At 69.3% G+C, this 17031-nt stretch carries 17 protein-coding genes; 9 read left to right on the top strand and 8 right to left on the bottom strand.

The features are described from left to right. The 3 genes from D5S18_RS25610 to D5S18_RS25600 all read right to left on the bottom strand — a co-directional run. The coding region (locus D5S18_RS25610) for a hypothetical protein (protein WP_203236907.1) at positions 1-848 on the bottom strand (848 nt) is incomplete at its 3' end. Between the two features lie 186 nt (positions 849-1034). Then, positions 1035-1943 carry an SDR family oxidoreductase gene (locus D5S18_RS25605; protein ID WP_120043650.1) on the bottom strand — a complete coding sequence of 303 codons (909 nt, stop codon included), beginning with the start codon at positions 1941-1943 and terminating at the stop codon, positions 1035-1037. A 37-nt stretch (positions 1944-1980) separates the two neighbouring features. Then, the gene (locus tag D5S18_RS25600) at positions 1981-2769 is read right to left on the bottom strand and encodes an SDR family oxidoreductase (RefSeq protein ID WP_120043649.1); all 789 of its coding nucleotides are present in this window, start codon (positions 2767-2769) and stop codon (positions 1981-1983) included. A gap of 73 nt (positions 2770-2842) precedes the next feature. Between D5S18_RS25600 and D5S18_RS25595 the strand changes: the two genes are divergently transcribed. The 4 genes from D5S18_RS25595 to D5S18_RS25580 are packed head-to-tail and all read left to right on the top strand — an operon-like array spanning position 2843 to position 6315. Beyond that, positions 2843-3616: an enoyl-CoA hydratase family protein gene (locus tag D5S18_RS25595; protein ID WP_120043660.1), complete on the top strand. Its 774-nt coding sequence runs from the start codon at positions 2843-2845 to the stop codon at positions 3614-3616. 7 nt (positions 3617-3623) lie between these two features. Then, complete coding sequence (locus D5S18_RS25590; protein ID WP_120043648.1) at positions 3624-4502, top strand: CoA transferase subunit A; 879 nt, start codon at positions 3624-3626, stop codon at positions 4500-4502. Next, complete coding sequence (locus tag D5S18_RS25585) at positions 4499-5260, top strand: CoA-transferase subunit beta (protein ID WP_120043647.1); 762 nt, start codon at positions 4499-4501, stop codon at positions 5258-5260. Before D5S18_RS25590 ends, D5S18_RS25585 begins: the two co-directional genes overlap by 4 nt. Further along, complete coding sequence (locus D5S18_RS25580; RefSeq protein ID WP_120043646.1) at positions 5257-6315, top strand: NAD(P)H-dependent flavin oxidoreductase; 1059 nt, start codon at positions 5257-5259, stop codon at positions 6313-6315. Before D5S18_RS25585 ends, D5S18_RS25580 begins: the two co-directional genes overlap by 4 nt. Before the next feature lie 29 nt (positions 6316-6344). Here D5S18_RS25580 and D5S18_RS25575 read toward each other — a convergent pair whose 3' ends face one another. The 5 genes from D5S18_RS25575 to D5S18_RS25555 all read right to left on the bottom strand — a co-directional run bounded on the left by D5S18_RS25575 (position 6345) and on the right by D5S18_RS25555 (position 11347). Next, positions 6345-7493, bottom strand: coding sequence for an acetyl-CoA C-acetyltransferase (locus tag D5S18_RS25575; RefSeq protein WP_120043645.1), 1149 nt, complete (start codon positions 7491-7493; stop codon positions 6345-6347). Positions 7494-7537: 44 nt separating this feature from the next. Next, on the bottom strand, positions 7538-8146 hold the full coding sequence (locus D5S18_RS25570; protein WP_120043659.1) for a TetR/AcrR family transcriptional regulator: 609 nt from the start codon (positions 8144-8146) through the stop codon (positions 7538-7540). Positions 8147-8221: 75 nt separating this feature from the next. Continuing rightward, the gene (locus tag D5S18_RS25565) at positions 8222-8950 is read right to left on the bottom strand and encodes a hypothetical protein (RefSeq protein ID WP_120043644.1); all 729 of its coding nucleotides are present in this window, start codon (positions 8948-8950) and stop codon (positions 8222-8224) included. Positions 8951-9338: 388 nt separating this feature from the next. Beyond that, on the bottom strand, positions 9339-10136 hold the full coding sequence (locus D5S18_RS25560; protein WP_120043643.1) for an SDR family oxidoreductase: 798 nt from the start codon (positions 10134-10136) through the stop codon (positions 9339-9341). Next, complete coding sequence (locus D5S18_RS25555) at positions 10133-11347, bottom strand: acyl-CoA dehydrogenase family protein (protein ID WP_120043642.1); 1215 nt, start codon at positions 11345-11347, stop codon at positions 10133-10135. The genes D5S18_RS25560 and D5S18_RS25555 overlap by 4 nt, the downstream gene beginning before the upstream one ends. Before the next feature lie 78 nt (positions 11348-11425). Here D5S18_RS25555 and D5S18_RS25550 point away from each other — a divergent pair, with 78 nt between their 5' ends. From D5S18_RS25550 to D5S18_RS25530, 5 genes are read left to right on the top strand one after another with little or no spacing between them, the layout of a single operon-like run. Next, positions 11426-12979: a FadD3 family acyl-CoA ligase gene (locus D5S18_RS25550; RefSeq protein ID WP_282434883.1), complete on the top strand. Its 1554-nt coding sequence runs from the start codon at positions 11426-11428 to the stop codon at positions 12977-12979. Then, entirely contained in the window at positions 12979-13866 is an 888-nt protein-coding gene (locus D5S18_RS25545; RefSeq protein WP_120043640.1) for an enoyl-CoA hydratase, read from the top strand. Before D5S18_RS25550 ends, D5S18_RS25545 begins: the two co-directional genes overlap by 1 nt. Continuing rightward, complete coding sequence (locus D5S18_RS25540; protein ID WP_120043639.1) at positions 13867-15009, top strand: acyl-CoA dehydrogenase family protein; 1143 nt, start codon at positions 13867-13869, stop codon at positions 15007-15009. Next, positions 15006-15995, top strand: a complete 990-nt coding sequence (locus D5S18_RS25535) for an acyl-CoA dehydrogenase family protein (protein ID WP_120043638.1) — start codon at positions 15006-15008, stop codon at positions 15993-15995. Before D5S18_RS25540 ends, D5S18_RS25535 begins: the two co-directional genes overlap by 4 nt. Continuing rightward, entirely contained in the window at positions 15992-17026 is a 1035-nt protein-coding gene (locus D5S18_RS25530; protein ID WP_120043637.1) for an acyl-CoA dehydrogenase family protein, read from the top strand. The genes D5S18_RS25535 and D5S18_RS25530 overlap by 4 nt, the downstream gene beginning before the upstream one ends. The last annotated feature ends 5 nt before the right edge of the window (positions 17027-17031 follow it).

Raw genomic sequence — 17031 nt, 5'->3', positions numbered from 1 at the left:
GCGGCGGGGGCCGGCGCGGGGGCCGGCGCCGGGGCGGGCGGCGGCGGGGCGGGCGCGGGCGGTGGGGGTGGGGGTGGTGGTGCGGCGGCCGGAATCGGCGCGGCCGGAACCGGGGGCGCGGCGGGCGGAATGGCCAGCGGCATCGAGGGTGCGGGCGGCGCGGCGGGCGTCGGGATGGGGATCAGCAGCAGCAGCAACGGGGCCAGCGCCGAACCGGTGGCCGCCGAACCCACAGCGGCCGAACCCGTCGCGGCCGAGCCGACGGCGGCCGAACCCGTCGCGGCGGAACCGACACCGGCGGAACCGACGGCCGCCGAGCCCGTACCGAGCGCGGCGGAACCCGTGCCGAGCGCGCCCGCGGCACCGGCTCCGGCCGAACCCACTGCGGCAGAACCGGATCCGAGGGCCGCGCCGAGCCCGGCAGCGCCTGCGGCACCGGCCGAACCCACAGCGGCCGAACCCGTGCCCAGCGCCGCGCCCGCGCCGGCCGAACCGGCGGCGCCCGCCGAACCTACTGCGGCGGAACCGGATCCGAGCGCCCCGCCGGCGGCGGCGGAACCAGATCCGAGCGCTCCACCGGCGGCGGCGGAACCGGAGCCGAGGGCAGCCGAACCGGATCCGAGGATGGCCCCGAGGCCTGCCGATCCGGCACCGGCGGCGGCGGAGCCCGCCGCAGCGGAACCGCTTGCGGCCGAGCCGGATCCGGCGACCTCGCCACCCGACGGCTCCAGCGGAATCCGACCGGACGAACCGGACGAACCACACGTAGGGCAGGAACCGGTATCCCTGGCCTGGGCCGGTGCCGGACCGAGCAGCATGAGACCGGCAACAGCCCCAGCTACTGCCACTGCACGAACTGTGCGACCAACGGCCATGCGCCAGCCTTCCCCTTCATCTATGGATACTGCGCAGATCTATTCGCCCGGTCGCAAGACCACATCCGGGACTTTCTCGGACGGAAGCCCCATAGTATGCGGCCGTCGCGGACCTGTGCAGGGGGATGGTAGAACGTCACGCGCTCGGAGCGGGAATTGTCAGGCCCCGTAGACAGGCTCGGGCGGCACCGCCTTGGCAATCAGGTCGGCAACCACCGGGCCTACCTCGGCGGGCGCCCAGCGGGCGCCCCGATCGACCGGCGCGCCGTGGCGCCAACCGTCGGCCAGTGCGATTTTACCGCCCTCGACCTCGAACATCCGGCCGGTCACACCCGCCGAATCGGCGCTGCCGAGCCAGACCACCAGCGGGGAGATGTTCTCGGGGGCCATGGTGTCGAATCCGGATTCGGGTTCGGCCATGGTGTCGGCGAAGACCGTCTCGGTCATCCTGGTGCGGGCGGCGGGCGCGATGGCGTTGACGGTCACCCCGTAGCGCGCGAACTCGGCCGCCGCCGTCAGGGTCAGGCCCGCGATACCGGCCTTGGCGGCGCCGTAGTTGCCCTGACCGACGCTGCCCTGCAATCCCGCGCCCGAACTGGTGTTGATGATGCGGGCATCGACCGGGCGGCCCGCCTTCGACTCGCCGCGCCAGTACTCGGCGGCGTGACGCATGGTGGCGAAGTGGCCCTTGAGGTGCACCCGGACCACCGCGTCCCATTCGTCCTCGGCCAGGTTGACCAGCATCCGGTCCCGGACGAAGCCCGCATTGTTGACCAGCACGTCGAGTCCGCCGAAGGTGTCGATGGCCTGGCGGATCAGCCGCCGCGCGCCGTCCCAGTCGGCGATATCGTCGCCATTGGCCACCGCGCGGCCGCCCGCTTCGGTGATCTCCGCGACCACCTGCGCGGCGGGCGATTCCTCGGTGAGGACGCCCGCAAGGGTGGCGCCCAGGTCGTTGACGACGACGTGCGCGCCCGCGGCGGCGAAGGCCAGCACGTGTGCCCGGCCGATGCCGCGCCCGGCCCCGGTGACGATGACGGTGCGACCCGCGCAGATCCGGTTGTCCATGGTTGTCCTGTTCGTCTAGTTCAATCGTTCGCTGCGTTCACGGTGTGCGTTCGTGGTCGGCGGTGGCCGCCGCGAGGAAGGCTGGGCGCTCGCCGCCGCCGTGCACCAGCAGCGCCGCGCCGCTGACATAGGCGGCCAGCGGTGAGACGAGAAATGCGACGCAGCCGCCGACGTCCTCGGGTCCGGCCATGCGCGCCAGCGGGATGGTGCGTCCGACCGCGTCGATGCCCGCCTGATCGCCGAAGTGCAGGTGGCTGCGCTCGGTCTCGACGGGGCCGACTATCAGCGAGTTGACCCGCACCCGCGGCGCCCATTCGACGGCGAGGGAGGTGGTGAGGCTGTCCACACCCGCCTTGGCCGCGCCGTAGGCGGCGGTGCCCGGTGAGGCGCGGTGGCCGCTGACACTGGAGATCATCACGATGGATCCGCCGTCGGCCTGTTGCTGCATGACCGCATTGGCGGCCTGGGAAACCAGCAGCGGGGCAAGCAGATTCAGCTCCACGATCTTGGCGTGGAAATTGGGGCTCGCGGCGGCGGCGAGGGCGAAGGGCGCGCCGCCCGCATTGTTGACCAGGTGGTCGAGGCGGCCGTATCGGGTGCGGACGGTTTCGATCAACTCGCGCACCGCGTCGGCGTCGCGCACATCGCAGGGTAGGTAGTCCAGGGTGCGTCCGCCCGCGGTGACGGGCTGGTCGGCGGGACGGCGCGCGCAGGCGAGGACGGTGGCCCCCGCCGCGAGCAAAGCCCGACTCACCCCCGCGCCCACTCCCCGCACTCCGCCGGTCACCAGGACGACGCGGCCGGACAGATCGATTTCGAGTGCCACCGTGCTAACCTACCAAGCAACTGCTTGCTTTGCCACTGATCAGGCGGTTCGGCCGCTCACGATGGGATACGCGATGGGGATCGACGTCCACTCAGCAACCTCCGGCATCACGGTGATCACGGTGGACTATCCGCCGGTCAATGCCATCCCCTCCGCCGGATGGTTCGAACTGGCCGACACCGTGCGCGCCGCCGGACGCGACCCGAACAACCGAGTCGTGGTGCTGCGCGCGGAGAATCGCGGCTTCAACGCGGGTGTCGATATCAAAGAGATGCAGCGCGACCCCGGCCACCAGGCGCTAATCGATGCCAATCACGGCTGCTACGAGGCATTCTCGGCCGTCTACGAATGCCGGGTGCCGGTGCTGGCCGCCGTGCACGGCTTCTGCCTCGGCGGCGGTATCGGACTGGTCGGCAATGCCGATGTCATTGTCGCCGCCGACGACGCGACCTTCGGCCTGCCCGAAGTGGATCGCGGCGCACTGGGCGCGGCCACCCACCTGTCGCGGCTGGTGCCCCAGCACCTGATGCGCGCGCTGTTCTATACCGGCGGCACCGTCACCGCCCAGCAGTTGCACCACTTCGGCTCGGTCTACCAGGTGGTGCCGCGCGCCGAATTGGACGCCGCCGCACTGGAGCTCGCGAAGAACATCGCCGCCAAGGACGCGCGGGTCATCCGCGCGGCCAAGCGCGCGCTCAATGGCATCGACGTCCAGGACGTGCACCGCAGCTACCGCTTCGAACAGGGCTTCACCTTCGAGCTGAATCTGGCGGGCGTCGCCGACGAGGTGCGCGCCCGCTTCGACGACGACCTGGCCGCGCGCCGCGCCGCCACCACACAGGAGTAGGAAACCCATGCGGGACAAGCGAATGTCACTCGACGCGATAGTCGGCGAGCTGCGCAGCGGGATGACCATCGGCATCGGCGGCTGGGGTTCGCGCCGCAAGCCGATGGCGCTGGTGCGGGCCATCCTGCGCTCGGAGATCACTGATTTGACGGTGGTCGGCTACGGCGGCCCGGATTTGGGCCTGCTGTGTTCGGCGGGGCGGGTGCGCAAGGCGTACTACGGGTTCGTCTCACTGGATTCGCCGCCCTTCTACGATCCGTGGTTCGCCCACGCCCGCACCACGGGTGCGCTGGTGGCCAGGGAGATGGACGAGGGCATGCTCAAATGCGGGCTGCAGGCGGCGGCCGCGCGACTGCCGTTCCTGCCGATCCGGGCCGGACTCGGCTCCGATGTGCCGAATTTCTGGGAAGGCGAACTGAAAACCGTCGTCTCGCCCTATTCGGGTCCCGGTGGCGTCCCCGAGACGCTGATCGCCATGCCCGCGCTGAATCTCGATGCGGCGCTGGTGCATTTGAATCTGGGCGACCGGCATGGCAATGCCGCCTACACCGGCGTCGATCCATACTTCGACGATCTGTTCTGCCTGGCCGCCGAGCGCAGATACCTGTCGGTCGAGCGACTGGTGGACACCGAGGAACTGGTGAAATCCGTACCGCCGCAGGCGCTGCTGCTCAATCGGATGATGGTCGACGGCGTGGTCGAGGCGCCAGGGGGCGCACACTTCACGCTGAGCGCCGACGGCCGCGACGAGAAGTTCCAGAAGCACTATGCGGCGGCGGCCCGCACCCCGGAGGCTTGGGAACAATTCGTCGCCAAATATCTGGCGGTCTCCGAGGACGAATACCAGGCCGCCGTCCGCGAATTCGGCGAGGAGGCCGCGCGATGACCAGCACCGCATCCACCGTCACCAGGGCCGAGGTGTGCGCGGCGGCCTGCGCCGATATCTTCCGCGGCGCGGGTGAGATCATGGCCAGCCCGATGGCGCCCATGGCCACGCTCGGAGCGCGCCTGGCCAGGCTCACCACCGAACCCGATCTGCTGCTCTCCGACGGCGAGGCGCTGCTGCTGGCCGACACTCCCCCGCTCGGCGGCAAGGCGGCCATCGAGGGGTGGATCCCGTTTCGCAAGGTCTTCGACGTGGTGGCTTCCGGACGCCGACATGTGGTGATGGGGGCCAACCAGATCGACCGGTACGGCAATCAGAACCTGTCCGCCTTCGGGCCGCCGCAACACCCGACCCGACAGATGTTCGGAGTGCGCGGCGCACCCGGCAACTCGATGAATCACGCGACGAGCTATTGGGTTTCGCGGCACACCAGCCGGGTCTTCTGCGAAGCGGTGGATATTGTCTGCGGCGTCGGCTACGACCGGGTCGATCCGACCAACCCCGCCTTCCGGTTCCACCATGTCCACCGCGTGGTGTCCAACCTGGGCGTCTTCGATTTCGGCGGGCCGGAGGACACCATGCGGGCGCTGAGCCTGCATCCGGGCGTGCGCGCCGAGGAGGTCGCCGCGAATACCGCCTTCGAGATCGCCGAACTCGAACTGGCGGGCGAGACCAGGCTGCCCACCGCCGAGGAGCTGCGACTCATCCGCGAAGTGCTCGACCCCAAGCGAATTCGGGAGAACGAGGTCCCGGCATGACACTGCGCACCCCACTCACCGAACTGGTCGGCATTCGCTATCCCATCGTGCAGACCGGGATGGGCTGGGTCGCCGGACCGAGTCTGGTCGCGGCCACCTCAGAGGCGGGTGGCCTCGGCATCCTGGCCTCGGCCACCATGACCTACGCCGAACTCGAGGCGGCCATCGCGAAAACCAAGGCGCACACCGATAAACCATTCGGTGTGAATATCCGGGCCGACGCCGTCGACGCCGCCGCCCGGATCGAGCTGCTCATTCGCGAGCGGGTCGCGGTGGCCTCCTTCGCTCTCGCACCCAAGCAGGAGCTCATCGCCGAGCTGAAAGCGGCCGGGACCGTGGTGATTCCGTCCATCGGCGCGGCCAAGCACGCGGTCAAGGTGGCCGCCTGGGGCGCGGACGCGGTGATCGTGCAGGGCAGCGAAGGCGGCGGACACACCGGCCCGGTGGCCACCACCCTGCTGCTGCCCTCGGTGCTGGACGCGGTGGATATCCCGGTGATCGCGGCGGGCGGCTTCTTCGACGGACGCGGCTTGGCCGCCGCGCTGGCCTACGGCGCGGCGGGCGTCGCCATGGGGACGCGCTTCCTGCTGACCAAGGAGAGCACGGTCCCCGACGCGGTCAAACAGGAGTATCTGCGGCGCGGCCTCCAGGACACCGTCGTCTCCACCAGGGTCGACGGTATGCCGCACCGGGTGTTGAACACCGAATTGGTGCGGCGGCTGGAACATTCGGGCCGCTGGCGCGGGCTCACCGCCGCCGTCGCGAACGCGGCGCGCTTCAAGGGGATGACCGGGATGAAGTGGTCGACCATGGTCCGCGACGGACTCGCCATGCGAAAGACCAAGGATCTCAGCTGGTCCCAGGTCGTGATGGCCGCCAACACCCCGATGCTGTTGCGCGCCGGACTCGTCGAGGGCGATACCGGGGCGGGCGTGCTGGCGGCCGGTCAGGTCACCGGCATCATTGATGACCTGCCCACCTGCGGCGCGCTCATCGAACGCATCGTCGCCGACGCCACCGCACGCATCGCGGCGATGTCCGCCCTGGACAGCTGAATCACCAGGGCAGCACACCGTATTCGCGGTCAGAGGCGTTCGATGATCGTGACGTTCGCGGTGCCGCCACCCTCGCAGATGGTGAGCAGGCCGTAGCGGCCGTTGACGCGCTCGAGTTCGTTGAGCAGGGTGGCGAACAGCTTCGCGCCCGTCGCCCCGAGGGGGTGGCCGAGGGCGATGGCGCCACCGTTGACGTTCACCCGCTCCGGGTCGGCGCCGATCTCCTTGAACCAGGCCAGCACCACCGAGGCGAACGCCTCATTGATCTCGATGACATCGAAATCGTCAATGGTGAGACCGGTTTTCGCCAGCGCCCACCTGGTCGCCGGGATGGGCGCGGTGAGCATCATGATCGGGTCGGCGCCACGCGCGCTGACGTGATGGATCCGGGCGCGCGGCCGCAACCCGTACTCCCGCACCGCCCATTCCGAAGCGAGCAGGGTGGCGCTCGCGCCGTCGGAGATCTGGCTGGCCACCGCCGCCGTCAGCGGGCTGCCCTCCGCCAAGGCGGGCAGGGTCGCCATCTTCTCCAGGCTGGTCTCGCGCGGACCCTGATCGATCCAGAAATCGCCGACCGGCACGATCTCCTTGTCGAAACGGCCCGCCTTGATGGCCGCGCGCGCCCGCTCGTGACTGCGCAGCGCCCAACGCTCCATCTCCGCGCGGCCGATATCCCACTTCTCCGCGATGAGTTGCGCGGCGCGGAACTGCGAGACCTCGGCGGTGCCGTAGCGGTGGTCCCAGCCGTGCGCGCCGACGAAGGGCGAGTCGAAGCCGTATTCGCGTCCGGCCAGCATGGCCGCGGAGATCGGAATGGCGCTCATATTCTGTACACCGCCCGCCACGATCACCTCGGCGGTGCCGCTCATGATGGCCTGCGCGCCGAAATTGATGGCCTGCTGGGAGGATCCGCACTGCCGGTCGACGGTGACGCCTGGCACCTCCTCCGGATATCCGGCGGCCAGCCACGCGCTGCGACCGATATTGCCCGCCTGCGGCCCGATATTGTCCACGCAGCCAACGATCACGTCGTCGACGGCGACCGGGTCCACGCTATTGCGATCGAGCAGACCGCGCAGCGCGGACGCGCCGAGGTCGGCCGGGTGCACTCCGGCGAGCGCACCGCCGCGCTTGCCCACGGGGGTGCGCACCGCATCGATCACGTACGCCTCCCGCATCGGGGCGTAGGGGCGGCGCGCGGAGGGAGCAGACATGGGAACTCCTATAGCGGGTGCTCTGCCACGGTGAGTCCGTCGAGCACGATGGTGAGGTACTGCTTGGCGAGGTTCTGCACCGTGATCTGACCGCCGGGCTGATACCAGCGCACCGCGACCCATACCGTGTCCCGCAGGAATCGGAAGGCCAATTCGACATCGAGTTCGGGCCGGAAGCTGCCGTCGCGCACACCGTTGGTGAGCACCCGATGCCAGAGGTCGCGGAATTCGTGGTTGTATTCGTCGATGTAGGCGAAGCGTTCGGCGGCGCGCAGCCGCTTGGCCTCGGCCTGGTAGATGGCCACGGCGGCGTGGAAACGGTCGAAGGATTCGTAGGAGGCGGTGACCAGGGCCTCGAGCGTGTCGCGCGAGCTGAGCCCGGCGGCGACGATCTCGCGGTAGCGGCCGAACAGGTCGTCGAGGAAGGTGTGCAGGATTTCGTCCACCATCGACTCCTTGGAGTCGAAGTGGTGATACAGACTTCCCGATAGAATTCCGGCCGCGTCCGCGATATCGCGGACGGTGGTGGCGCGCAATCCCCGCTCGGCGAACAGGTCGGCCGCGAGCGCGAGCAGTTCGGCGCGCCGTGCGGATTTCGAGGCGTCTGGTCCGGTCACATCGGCCACTATACAACCAAGCGTTTGCTTGGTACAGATCGGACATGCCTTGCCGCACTTTCTCGCACGGACGATTCAGCGCATCGAATGCCGCAGCGGGGAGGACATGGACAGATCCGCCAGCAGCCGATCACAGATGACCAGCGGTGAGAGCCCGGCCCGCGCCAACCGGGCCACCAGGGCGAGGCGACGCTCGCAACTGTCCCAGTCGACGGTGAGCGGGGCGCGGCCGGGACCGGCGTCGACGGTGGCCAGCACCCTGGGCGGACCGTGCGGCGTCGGCTCCTCCACCAGCTTGAGCAGCAGACCGCGCCGCCAGGCGTCATAGGTCGCCATATCCGCGCCGAGCACCAACTTGTCGGTGGCCTCGCACAGGCCCTTGGCGATCTCGTCGCTCAGCGCGGCACGCTCCAGTCGGACCTGGTGACAGCGGCGCAGCAGGGCCAACAGGTCGGCGCGCACCTCGAGCAGCAGCGCGGACTGTCGCCGCCTGCGCCGATCCTGTTCGGACTCCACCGAATCCGCGCGGCGCCTGCCGAATCGGCGCTCGTGCTCGCTGTCGCGGGCCAGGTCGGCCCGCAGCGCGGCGCGCGGATCGCGGATGACCTCGTCCTCGTCGACGGCGAAATGATCCATGATCCGGGCGGCACGCTCGGCCGTCGCCGCGCCGGAATGCTCCATGAGCTCGGCCCCGAGCACCAGCGCGGCGCGGATCAGACTCTCCATCCGACGCCGCGCGAGCACGACCTCGCGTACCAATTCCAATTCCAGTTCTTCACGGGCAGGTGAGCTATCGGGGCCCATTGTTACCGCCCCTTGCCAGGTTCGGGATCCGACTTCCACCAGCATGGCACAGGCCACCATGCGGCGCGCCACCCTTTTTCGACGGGGGGCGGACCGATTTCCGCATCCCGACGGACGTTCAAAAGCGATCGCAGTCAGGCGCATTGGCGGCGGCGGTGCGCGAACCCATTGGCACCGAGAAACTTCGGCCGTCGAGCAATGCACGCGCAAATGCAAGTGCATCACGGTCCGGACAGCGTCGGGACCGGGCGGGTGTCCGGACCTGTCCCCGGCGGGTTCGAGTGGCCAGATAATCGCAGGCAATCACAATTCATCGGGATGTCATCCGATGTTCAACTACCCGGCGGTGCGTGCGGGGCGGTAACCGACGGCACGGTCCGCACCGCGCTCACGCGTGCTGACTCGAGACCGAGACCACCTCACCGGTCAAATAGCTGGTGTAGTCGCTGGCGAGCATGGCGATGGTGGCCGCGACCTCCCACGGTTGCGCCGCCCGACCGAAAGCCTCCCGCTCGGAGAGCCGGTCGAGCAGTTCCACCGAACTCACCTTGTCCAGGAAGGCATGTCGGGCGATACTCGGCGCGACCGCGTTGATCCGGACCCCGAACTCGGCGGCCTCCAAGGCGCTGCACCTGGTCAGCGCCATCACACCGGCCTTGGCCGCCGCGTAGTGCGCCTGCCCGCGCTGGGCGCGCCACCCGAGCACGCTGGCATTGTTGACGATCACCCCGCCGTGCCCGGCCGATCGGAAATAGCCCAGTGCCGCGCGAGTGCAGCGGAAGGTTCCGGTGAGGGTGATATCGAGGACCCGATCCCATTCCGCGTCCGCCATCTCGACCACCGGCGTCTCACCGCCGAGTCCGGCGTTGTTGACCACGATATCGATGCGCCCGAGGGCCACTGCCGCGCCGCGCATCAACTCGTCCACCTGATCGGTGCTGCGCACATCGCAGACGATCGCGACCACCCTGCGGTCCGGGAACTCCTCCTGCAACGCGACTTCGGTTTCCCCCAAACGTCTTTCGTGCCAATCGGAGACGACCACATCCGCCCCTTCGGCCAGCAGCCTGCGCGCGGTGGCCGAGCCGATCCCGGTGCCCGCCGCGGCGGTGACGACGGCGGTCCGGTCTGCCAGCAGGCCGTGTCCCGGAATCTGCTGCGGCGCAATGGAAAACGGCCCGCTCACGGGCGGGCCTCACGCGGCAGTCCGAGCACCCGCTCGGCAATGATGTTGCGCTGCACTTCGTTCGAACCTCCGTAGATGGTATCGGCGCGGGTGAACAGGTACAGCCGCTGCCATTCGTCCAGATCGTGCTCGCCCGCCACCAGGCCCGCCGGACCGCGCACGGCCATGGCCAATTCGCCGAGTCCGCGGTGCCACTCGGCCCACAGCAGTTTCGCCACCGAGGCCGCGCCACCGTCATCGACATGGTCGCCCCCCATCGTGCGCAGCGCGTGCGCGCGCAGCACCCGCAGCCCGACCCACGCGCGATCGATCCGGTCGGCGATCAGCGGGTCGTCGGCCGCGCCGGTCCGGCGGGCCAGCGCCTCGAGATCGCCGAGTTCGCGGGCGAAGCGGATCTGCTGACCGAGGGTGGAGATGCCGCGCTCGACGGCGAGGGTGCCCATGGCGACGCGCCACCCCGCGCCGGGTTCGCCGACCACCAGATCGGCGGCGGTGCGGGCATTGTCGAAGAAGACCTCGTTGAATTCCGAGGTGCCGGTGAGCTGGATGATCGGTCGCACCTCGATGCCCGGCTGGTTCATGGGAACCAGCAGGTAGGACAGGCCGTGATGGCGGCTGGAGCCGCGTTCGGTGCGGGCAAGCACGAAACACCAGTCGGCCACGTGGGCCAGTGAGGTCCAGATCTTCTGACCGTTGACCGACCAGTCCGGGCCGTCGCGGTGTGCCGTGGTGGCGATGGCGGCCAGGTCCGAACCCGCGCCCGGTTCGGAGTAGCCCTGGCACCACAGTTCGGACACCGATTTGATGCCGGGCAGGAAGCGCTCCCGCTGCGCCTCGGTGCCGAAGGCCAGCAGCGTGGGTCCGAGCAGTTCCTCACCGACATGCGAAACCCGCGCGGGCGCATTGGCTTTCGCGTATTCCTCATGGAAGATCACCTGCCGGCGCACACTCGCGGCGCGACCACCATACGCCTCGGGCCAGCCGAGGCAGGTCCAGCCCGCGGCCGCCAGGCGCCGATCCCAGGCCAGACGTTCGTCGAAGGCTTCGTGTTCGCGGCCCGGACCGCCGAGGCCGCGCAGCGCGGCGAATTCCCCCCGCAGGTTCTCCGCCAGCCAGGCGCGCACTTCGGCGGCGAATCGCGCATCGGTTTCGGCGGAATCGACCGCCCGCCCGGCGGCGGTAGCGGAATCTGAGGTCTGGATTGCAACCACGCCGGTAGGATAACCTACCAAGCACTTGCTTTGTAGAGTCCGGGCATAACCGGTCGGCACCGGATGGTGAGGACAACCGTGACAACCCCTGCGCACACCACCCCCACCGCGCTGCACGAGGCCGCGCGCACCTTCGGCGACGCGCCCGCACTGGCCGACGGACCCGTCCGGCTCGACTGGAATCAACTGCTCGCGGCGGTGCGGGAGGCGGCGGGCGGGCTCATCGCGCGCGGTGTGCGCCACGGCGACAGGGTGGCCATCTGGTCGCCCAATACCCACCACTGGGTCATCGCCGCACTGGCCGCGCACTACTGCGGCGCGGCCCTCGTACCGCTCAATACCCGCTACGTCGCCGCGGAGGCCGCCGAGGTGCTCGAGCGGGTCGACGCACGGGCGCTGTTCGTCGCGGGCACCTTCCTGAATCGGGAACGGCTCACCGAATTGCTCTCGGCGGCACCGGATTTACGAATCGACACTACGATCGTCGTCCCTGTCGAGCCCGAAACCTCAGTGACCGAGACGGATTCGATACTCAATTGGTCCCGACTGGCGGAGCTATCGAGTGAGGTGCCACCGGAAGAGATCGAGGTCCGGGCGAAATCCGTTGGTCCCGAAGATATTTCGGACATCCTCTTCACCTCCGGCACCACCGGCCGCAGCAAGGGCACCCTGGTGGCGCACCGCCAGGCGCTGGCCGTGGTCCGAGCCTGGGCCGAATGCACCACGCTGCGCCGCGACGACCGCTACCTGATCGCGAGCCCGTTCTTCCACAATTTCGGCTACAAGGCGGGCATGCTGGCCTGCCTGGTCACCGGTGCGGCCATGATTCCGCAGGCCGTCTTCGACGTGCCCGTCACCATGCGGCTCGTCGCCGCCGAGCGCGTCACGGTGCTGCCAGGACCGCCGACCATCTACCAGATGATCCTGGACTACCCGGACCGCGCGGCCTTCGACCTGAGCACCCTGCGGGTCGCCGTCACCGGTGCGGCCACCGTGCCGGTGGTCCTGGTCGAAAGGATGCGCGCCGAACTCGAATTCGCCGTCGTAGTCACCGGATACGGACTGTCGGAGGCCGCCGGATTCGGCACCATGTGCCGCGCCGACGACGACGCCGTCACCATCGCCACCACCTGCGGTCGGCCGATCGCGGACTTCGAGTTGCGACTCGGCGAGGCGGGCGAGGTGCTGCTGCGCGGCCCCAATGTCATGCTCGGCTACCTCGACGACCCGGTCGGCACCGCCGAGACCATCGATACCGACGGCTGGCTGCACACCGGCGATATCGGCGTCCTGGACGAGCGCGGCTACCTGCGAATCACCGACCGGCTCAAGGATATGTACATCTGCGGCGGCTTCAACGTGTATCCGGCCGAGGTCGAACAGGCACTGGCCCGCCTGGACGGCGTGGCCGAATCCGCCGTGATCGGCGTCCCCGACACCCGGATGGGCGAGGTCGGCAAGGCGTACGTGGTGCCCAAACCCGGAGTCGAACTCACCGAGGAACAGGTGCGGACCCACGCCACAGCGCTTTTGGCGAAATTCAAGGTGCCGCGATTCGTGGAATTCCGCGCCGCGCTGCCCTACAGCGCCGCCGGGAAGGTCCTCAAGCGGCAACTACGTGAGGAGAACTGATGGCCGAGCAGGCCCCGATTCCGGAGGAACCGGACGTCGTCACCTACGAGGTGCGCGGGCGGGTGGCGATCGTGACCATGAACCGCCCCGACTACCGCAATGCCCAGAACTCGGTGATGACCTACGCCCTGGACGCCGCGTTCACCCGCGCCGTCGAGGATCCGCAGGTCGGCGCGATCGTCTTGGCGGGCAATGGCAAACACTTCAGCGCCGGACACGATATCGGCACACCCGGCCGCGACCACCACGTGCGCTACCCGAACAAGGCCGTGCTGTGGTGGGATCACGTGGACCGGGCAGGCGGTGATCAGCGCTTCGCCCGCGAACTCGAGGTCTATCTCGGGATGTGCCGCCGCTGGCGCGAGATCCCCAAACCCACCATCGCCATGGTGCAGGGCGCGTGCATCGCGGGCGGGCTCATGCTGGCCTGGGTCTGCGACCTGATCATCGCCTCCGAGGACGCCTTCTTCTCCGATCCTGTGGTGCGCATGGGCATTCCGGGCGTCGAATACTTCGCCCACCCGTGGGTCCTCGGTCCGCGCGCCGCCAAGGAATTCCTCTTCACCGGTGACCGCTTCGACGCGGCGCGCGCCAAGGAGTGGGGCATGGTCAACCGGGTGGCGCCGCGCGAACAGTTGACCGAACAGACCATGGCGCTGGCCGAACAGATCGCCGCCATGCCGCAATTCGGCCTCGCGCTGACCAAGAAGGCGGTCAACCAGGCCGAGGACCTGATGGGGATGCGCGCGGGTATGGACTCGGTCTTCGGACTGCACCATTTCGCCCACGCGCACAATGCCGAGGTCGGCGCGGACTCCCTCGGCGGGATGACCGCCAAAGCCATGAAGGCGCAGGCGACTACGGCCGAACAGAACGGAACCGCGTAGGTGGACCTCGATTTCGACCAGGCGAGCCTGGACTTCCAGCGCGAGGTGCGCGATTTCCTCGCCGCCAACAAACCCGCCGCACCACTGCCCTCGATGGATACCGCGGCCGGGTTCGAGGCGCATCGCGCCTGGGAACGCACCCTCGCCGAGGCGCGACTGTCGGTGGTGTCGTGGCCGCGCGCATACGGCGGCAGGGAGGCCTCACTGCTGCACTGGGTGCTCTTCGAGCAGGAGTACTACGCGGCGGGCGCGCCGGGACGCGTCGGGCAGAACGGGATATTCCTGCTCGCCCCAACGCTTTTCGAACACGGGACGCCCGAGCAGTTGGATCGGATCATGCCCCGCATGGCGCGCGCGGACGATATCTGGGCACAGGCCTGGTCCGAACCCGAGGCGGGCAGCGATCTGGCCGCCATCCGCTCGACCGCCCGGCGCACCACCGGCGGATGGCTGCTCAGCGGAGCGAAGATCTGGAGTTCGCGCGCGGTCTACGCGGACTGGGCCTTCGGACTGTTCCGCAGCGATCCGCGAGCCGAACGGCATCGCGGACTCACCTACGTCATGTTCCCGCTGTCGGCCGACGGCGTCGTGGTGCGACCGATCCCGCAGTTGGACGGCGAACCCGGCTTCGCCGAGATCTTCCTCGACGAGGTCTTCGTCCCGGATCGCGACGTGATCGGCGCGCCCGGTGACGGCTGGCGGGTGGCCATGAGCACCTCGAGCAATGAGCGCGGTTTGTCGCTGCGCAGTCCGGGCCGGTTCAGCGCCACCGCCCATCGACTGCGCGAATTGTGGCTGACGGCAGGCGATCCGGAGGACACCGGCCAGCGCGACGCGGTGGTGGACGCCTGGGTGGACAGCGAAGCGTACCGGCTGCACACCCTCGCCACGGTGACCCGTTTGGCCGAGGGCGGCAAACTCGGCACGGAATCCTCGATCACCAAAGTGTTCTGGTCGGAACTGGATATCGCCATGCACGAGTCGGCATTGGCCATCCTCGGCGCGTCCGCCGAACGGTCCGGGCCGTGGACCGAGGGATACCTTTTCTCCTTGGCCGGGCCGATCTACGCGGGCACCAATGAGATTCAGCGCAATATCATCGCCGAGCGGCTGCTCGGACTACCGCGAGGGAGCAGACGATGAGGTTCGCGCTCGAACCCGAACAGCTCGATTTCGGCGCGGGTGTGCGCAAAATCCTGGAGTCGGGACATACCGCCGAGGCCGTGCGAGCCTGGGGCGCGGGCGATCCCAGAAAGGGACGCGCGCTGCATCGGCAATTGGCCGCAGCAGGGGTGCTCGGCCTACTGGTCGAGGAGCGGCACGGCGGGGCGGGCGCCGAACCGCTCGATATGGTGGTGGCCTTCCTCGAACTCGGCCGCGCCGCCGCACCCGGCCCGCTGATCGAATCAGCCGTCGCCATACCCACACTGCTGCAAGCACTTCCGGACGACACACCGGCGGGTGAGCTGCTGCCCGATCTCGCCTCGGGCGACCGGCTCGCCACCCTCGCGCTCGGCGCGACCGCCCTCGACGCCGACAATGCCGAAGTGGTCCTGCTGGCCGCCGACGGGCGCGTCTGTTTCGGCCACCGCACCGGACTGGTTCGCTCGGTGGACCCGGCACGCAGGCTCAGCACGGTGACGCCGGACGAGGTCATCGCCGCCGACGTGGACGCGGCCATCGCGGCAGCCTTCGACGCGGGCGCGCTGGCCTGCGCGGCCCAACTGCTCGGCGCGGGTCGGGCGCTGCTCGACGCCACCACCGCCTATGCCAAGCAGCGCAGCCAGTATGGTCATCCCATCGGCGAGTACCAGGCGGTCAAACAGCAGGTCGCCGCCGTGCTCATCGGTCTGGAACTGGCCGAACCACTGTTGCTGCGCGCGGCACTCACCCTGCGCACCCCGACGGGCGCACGCGATGTGTCGGCCGCCGCGCTGGCCTGCGGCCGGGCCGCCCATCGCGCGGCCCGCACGGCCTTGCAGGTGCACGGGGCCATCGGCTACACCGCCGAATACGATCTGTCGCTGCTGCTCACCAGGGTCACCGCACTCCGATCCGCCTGGGGCACAGCGGATTCGCATCGGGCGCGGATCGCGCGGGCACTGCGTGCGGAGGTGGATGCGCGATGAGCGAACTGGCGGAGTTCACCGATTCGGTGCGCGCGCTGCTGAACAAGCACGCGGGCCGGGACGCGGTGCGCGCCGCGCTGGACACCGAATCGGGCTATGACCGGACGCTGTGGCGACTGCTGTGCGAGCAGGCCGGAGTCGGCGCGCTGGCCATCCCGGAGGCGTACGGCGGTTTCGGGGCCGGACTGGTCGAATCACTCATGGTGGTGCGGGAACTCGGGCGCACCCTCGCCGGTGTGCCCATGCTCGGCTCGGCCGTGCTCGGCGCGCAGGCCGTACTGCTGGCGGGTGACGAATCCGCCTGCGCGCGACTGCTTCCCGGCGTCGCCGAAGGTACGCGCACGATCGCGGTCTGCTGGGCCGGACCCGCCGGATGGGATAGGTGTGGAGTCCATGCCGATGGCGAAACACTCACCGGCACCGCACATTACGTCCTGGACGGTGCCTCGGCCGACACCTTGGTGGTGCTCACCGAATCGGGCTGGTTCGAGGTCGAGGCGACCGCGTCCGGTGTGACGCGCCGCCGGGTACCCACCATGGATCCCACGCGCCGACTCGCCGAAATCGAGTTCGCCGCGGTGCGAGCCACGCCGCTCGGCGCGGGCGATCGCGTCCGATTGCGCGAGATCGCCTGGGCCGCGGTCGCCGCCGAGCAGGTCGGCGCGGCCGAGCGGTGCCTGGAGCTGACGGTCGACTACACGAAATCACGGGTGCAGTTCGGACGTCCCATCGGTGGGTTCCAGGCGCTCAAACATCGCATGGCCGATATGTACGTGCTGCTGGAGTCGGCCAAGTCCGCCGCCGCGCTGGCGAGCGCCGCGGTGGCCGAGGCCGCCACGAGCGCGGCCGAGGATGCGTGGGTGGCTCGGGTACAGTGCTCCGAGGCGTTCAGCGCCATCGCCGCCGAGACCATCCAGTTGCACGGCGGTATCGCGATCACCTGGGAGCACGACGCGCACCTGTTCTTCAAGCGCGCCCACGGCGACGCGCAACTCTTCGGACCGGCCCGCCGCCCCGCTTTAGATAGTTAGCTTAT

Origin of the sequence: Nocardia panacis (assembly GCF_003598715.1) — a bacterium.
Classification (GTDB): domain Bacteria; phylum Actinomycetota; class Actinomycetes; order Mycobacteriales; family Mycobacteriaceae; genus Nocardia; species Nocardia panacis.
This window is presented reverse-complemented; position numbering and strand designations above follow the sequence as displayed.

Coding starts and splice junctions, on each gene's coding strand:
- D5S18_RS25605 (WP_120043650.1), bottom strand. CDS start 1,943: ATGGACAACCGGATCTGCGCGGGTCGCACCGTCATCGTCACCGGGGCC.
- D5S18_RS25595 (WP_120043660.1), top strand. CDS start 2,843: ATGGGGATCGACGTCCACTCAGCAACCTCCGGCATCACGGTGATCACG.
- D5S18_RS25590 (WP_120043648.1), top strand. CDS start 3,624: ATGCGGGACAAGCGAATGTCACTCGACGCGATAGTCGGCGAGCTGCGC.
- D5S18_RS25585 (WP_120043647.1), top strand. CDS start 4,499: ATGACCAGCACCGCATCCACCGTCACCAGGGCCGAGGTGTGCGCGGCG.
- D5S18_RS25580 (WP_120043646.1), top strand. CDS start 5,257: ATGACACTGCGCACCCCACTCACCGAACTGGTCGGCATTCGCTATCCC.
- D5S18_RS25575 (WP_120043645.1), bottom strand. CDS start 7,493: ATGCGGGAGGCGTACGTGATCGATGCGGTGCGCACCCCCGTGGGCAAG.
- D5S18_RS25565 (WP_120043644.1), bottom strand. CDS start 8,950: ATGGGCCCCGATAGCTCACCTGCCCGTGAAGAACTGGAATTGGAATTG.
- D5S18_RS25545 (WP_120043640.1), top strand. CDS start 12,979: ATGGCCGAGCAGGCCCCGATTCCGGAGGAACCGGACGTCGTCACCTAC.
- D5S18_RS25535 (WP_120043638.1), top strand. CDS start 15,006: ATGAGGTTCGCGCTCGAACCCGAACAGCTCGATTTCGGCGCGGGTGTG.
- D5S18_RS25530 (WP_120043637.1), top strand. CDS start 15,992: ATGAGCGAACTGGCGGAGTTCACCGATTCGGTGCGCGCGCTGCTGAAC.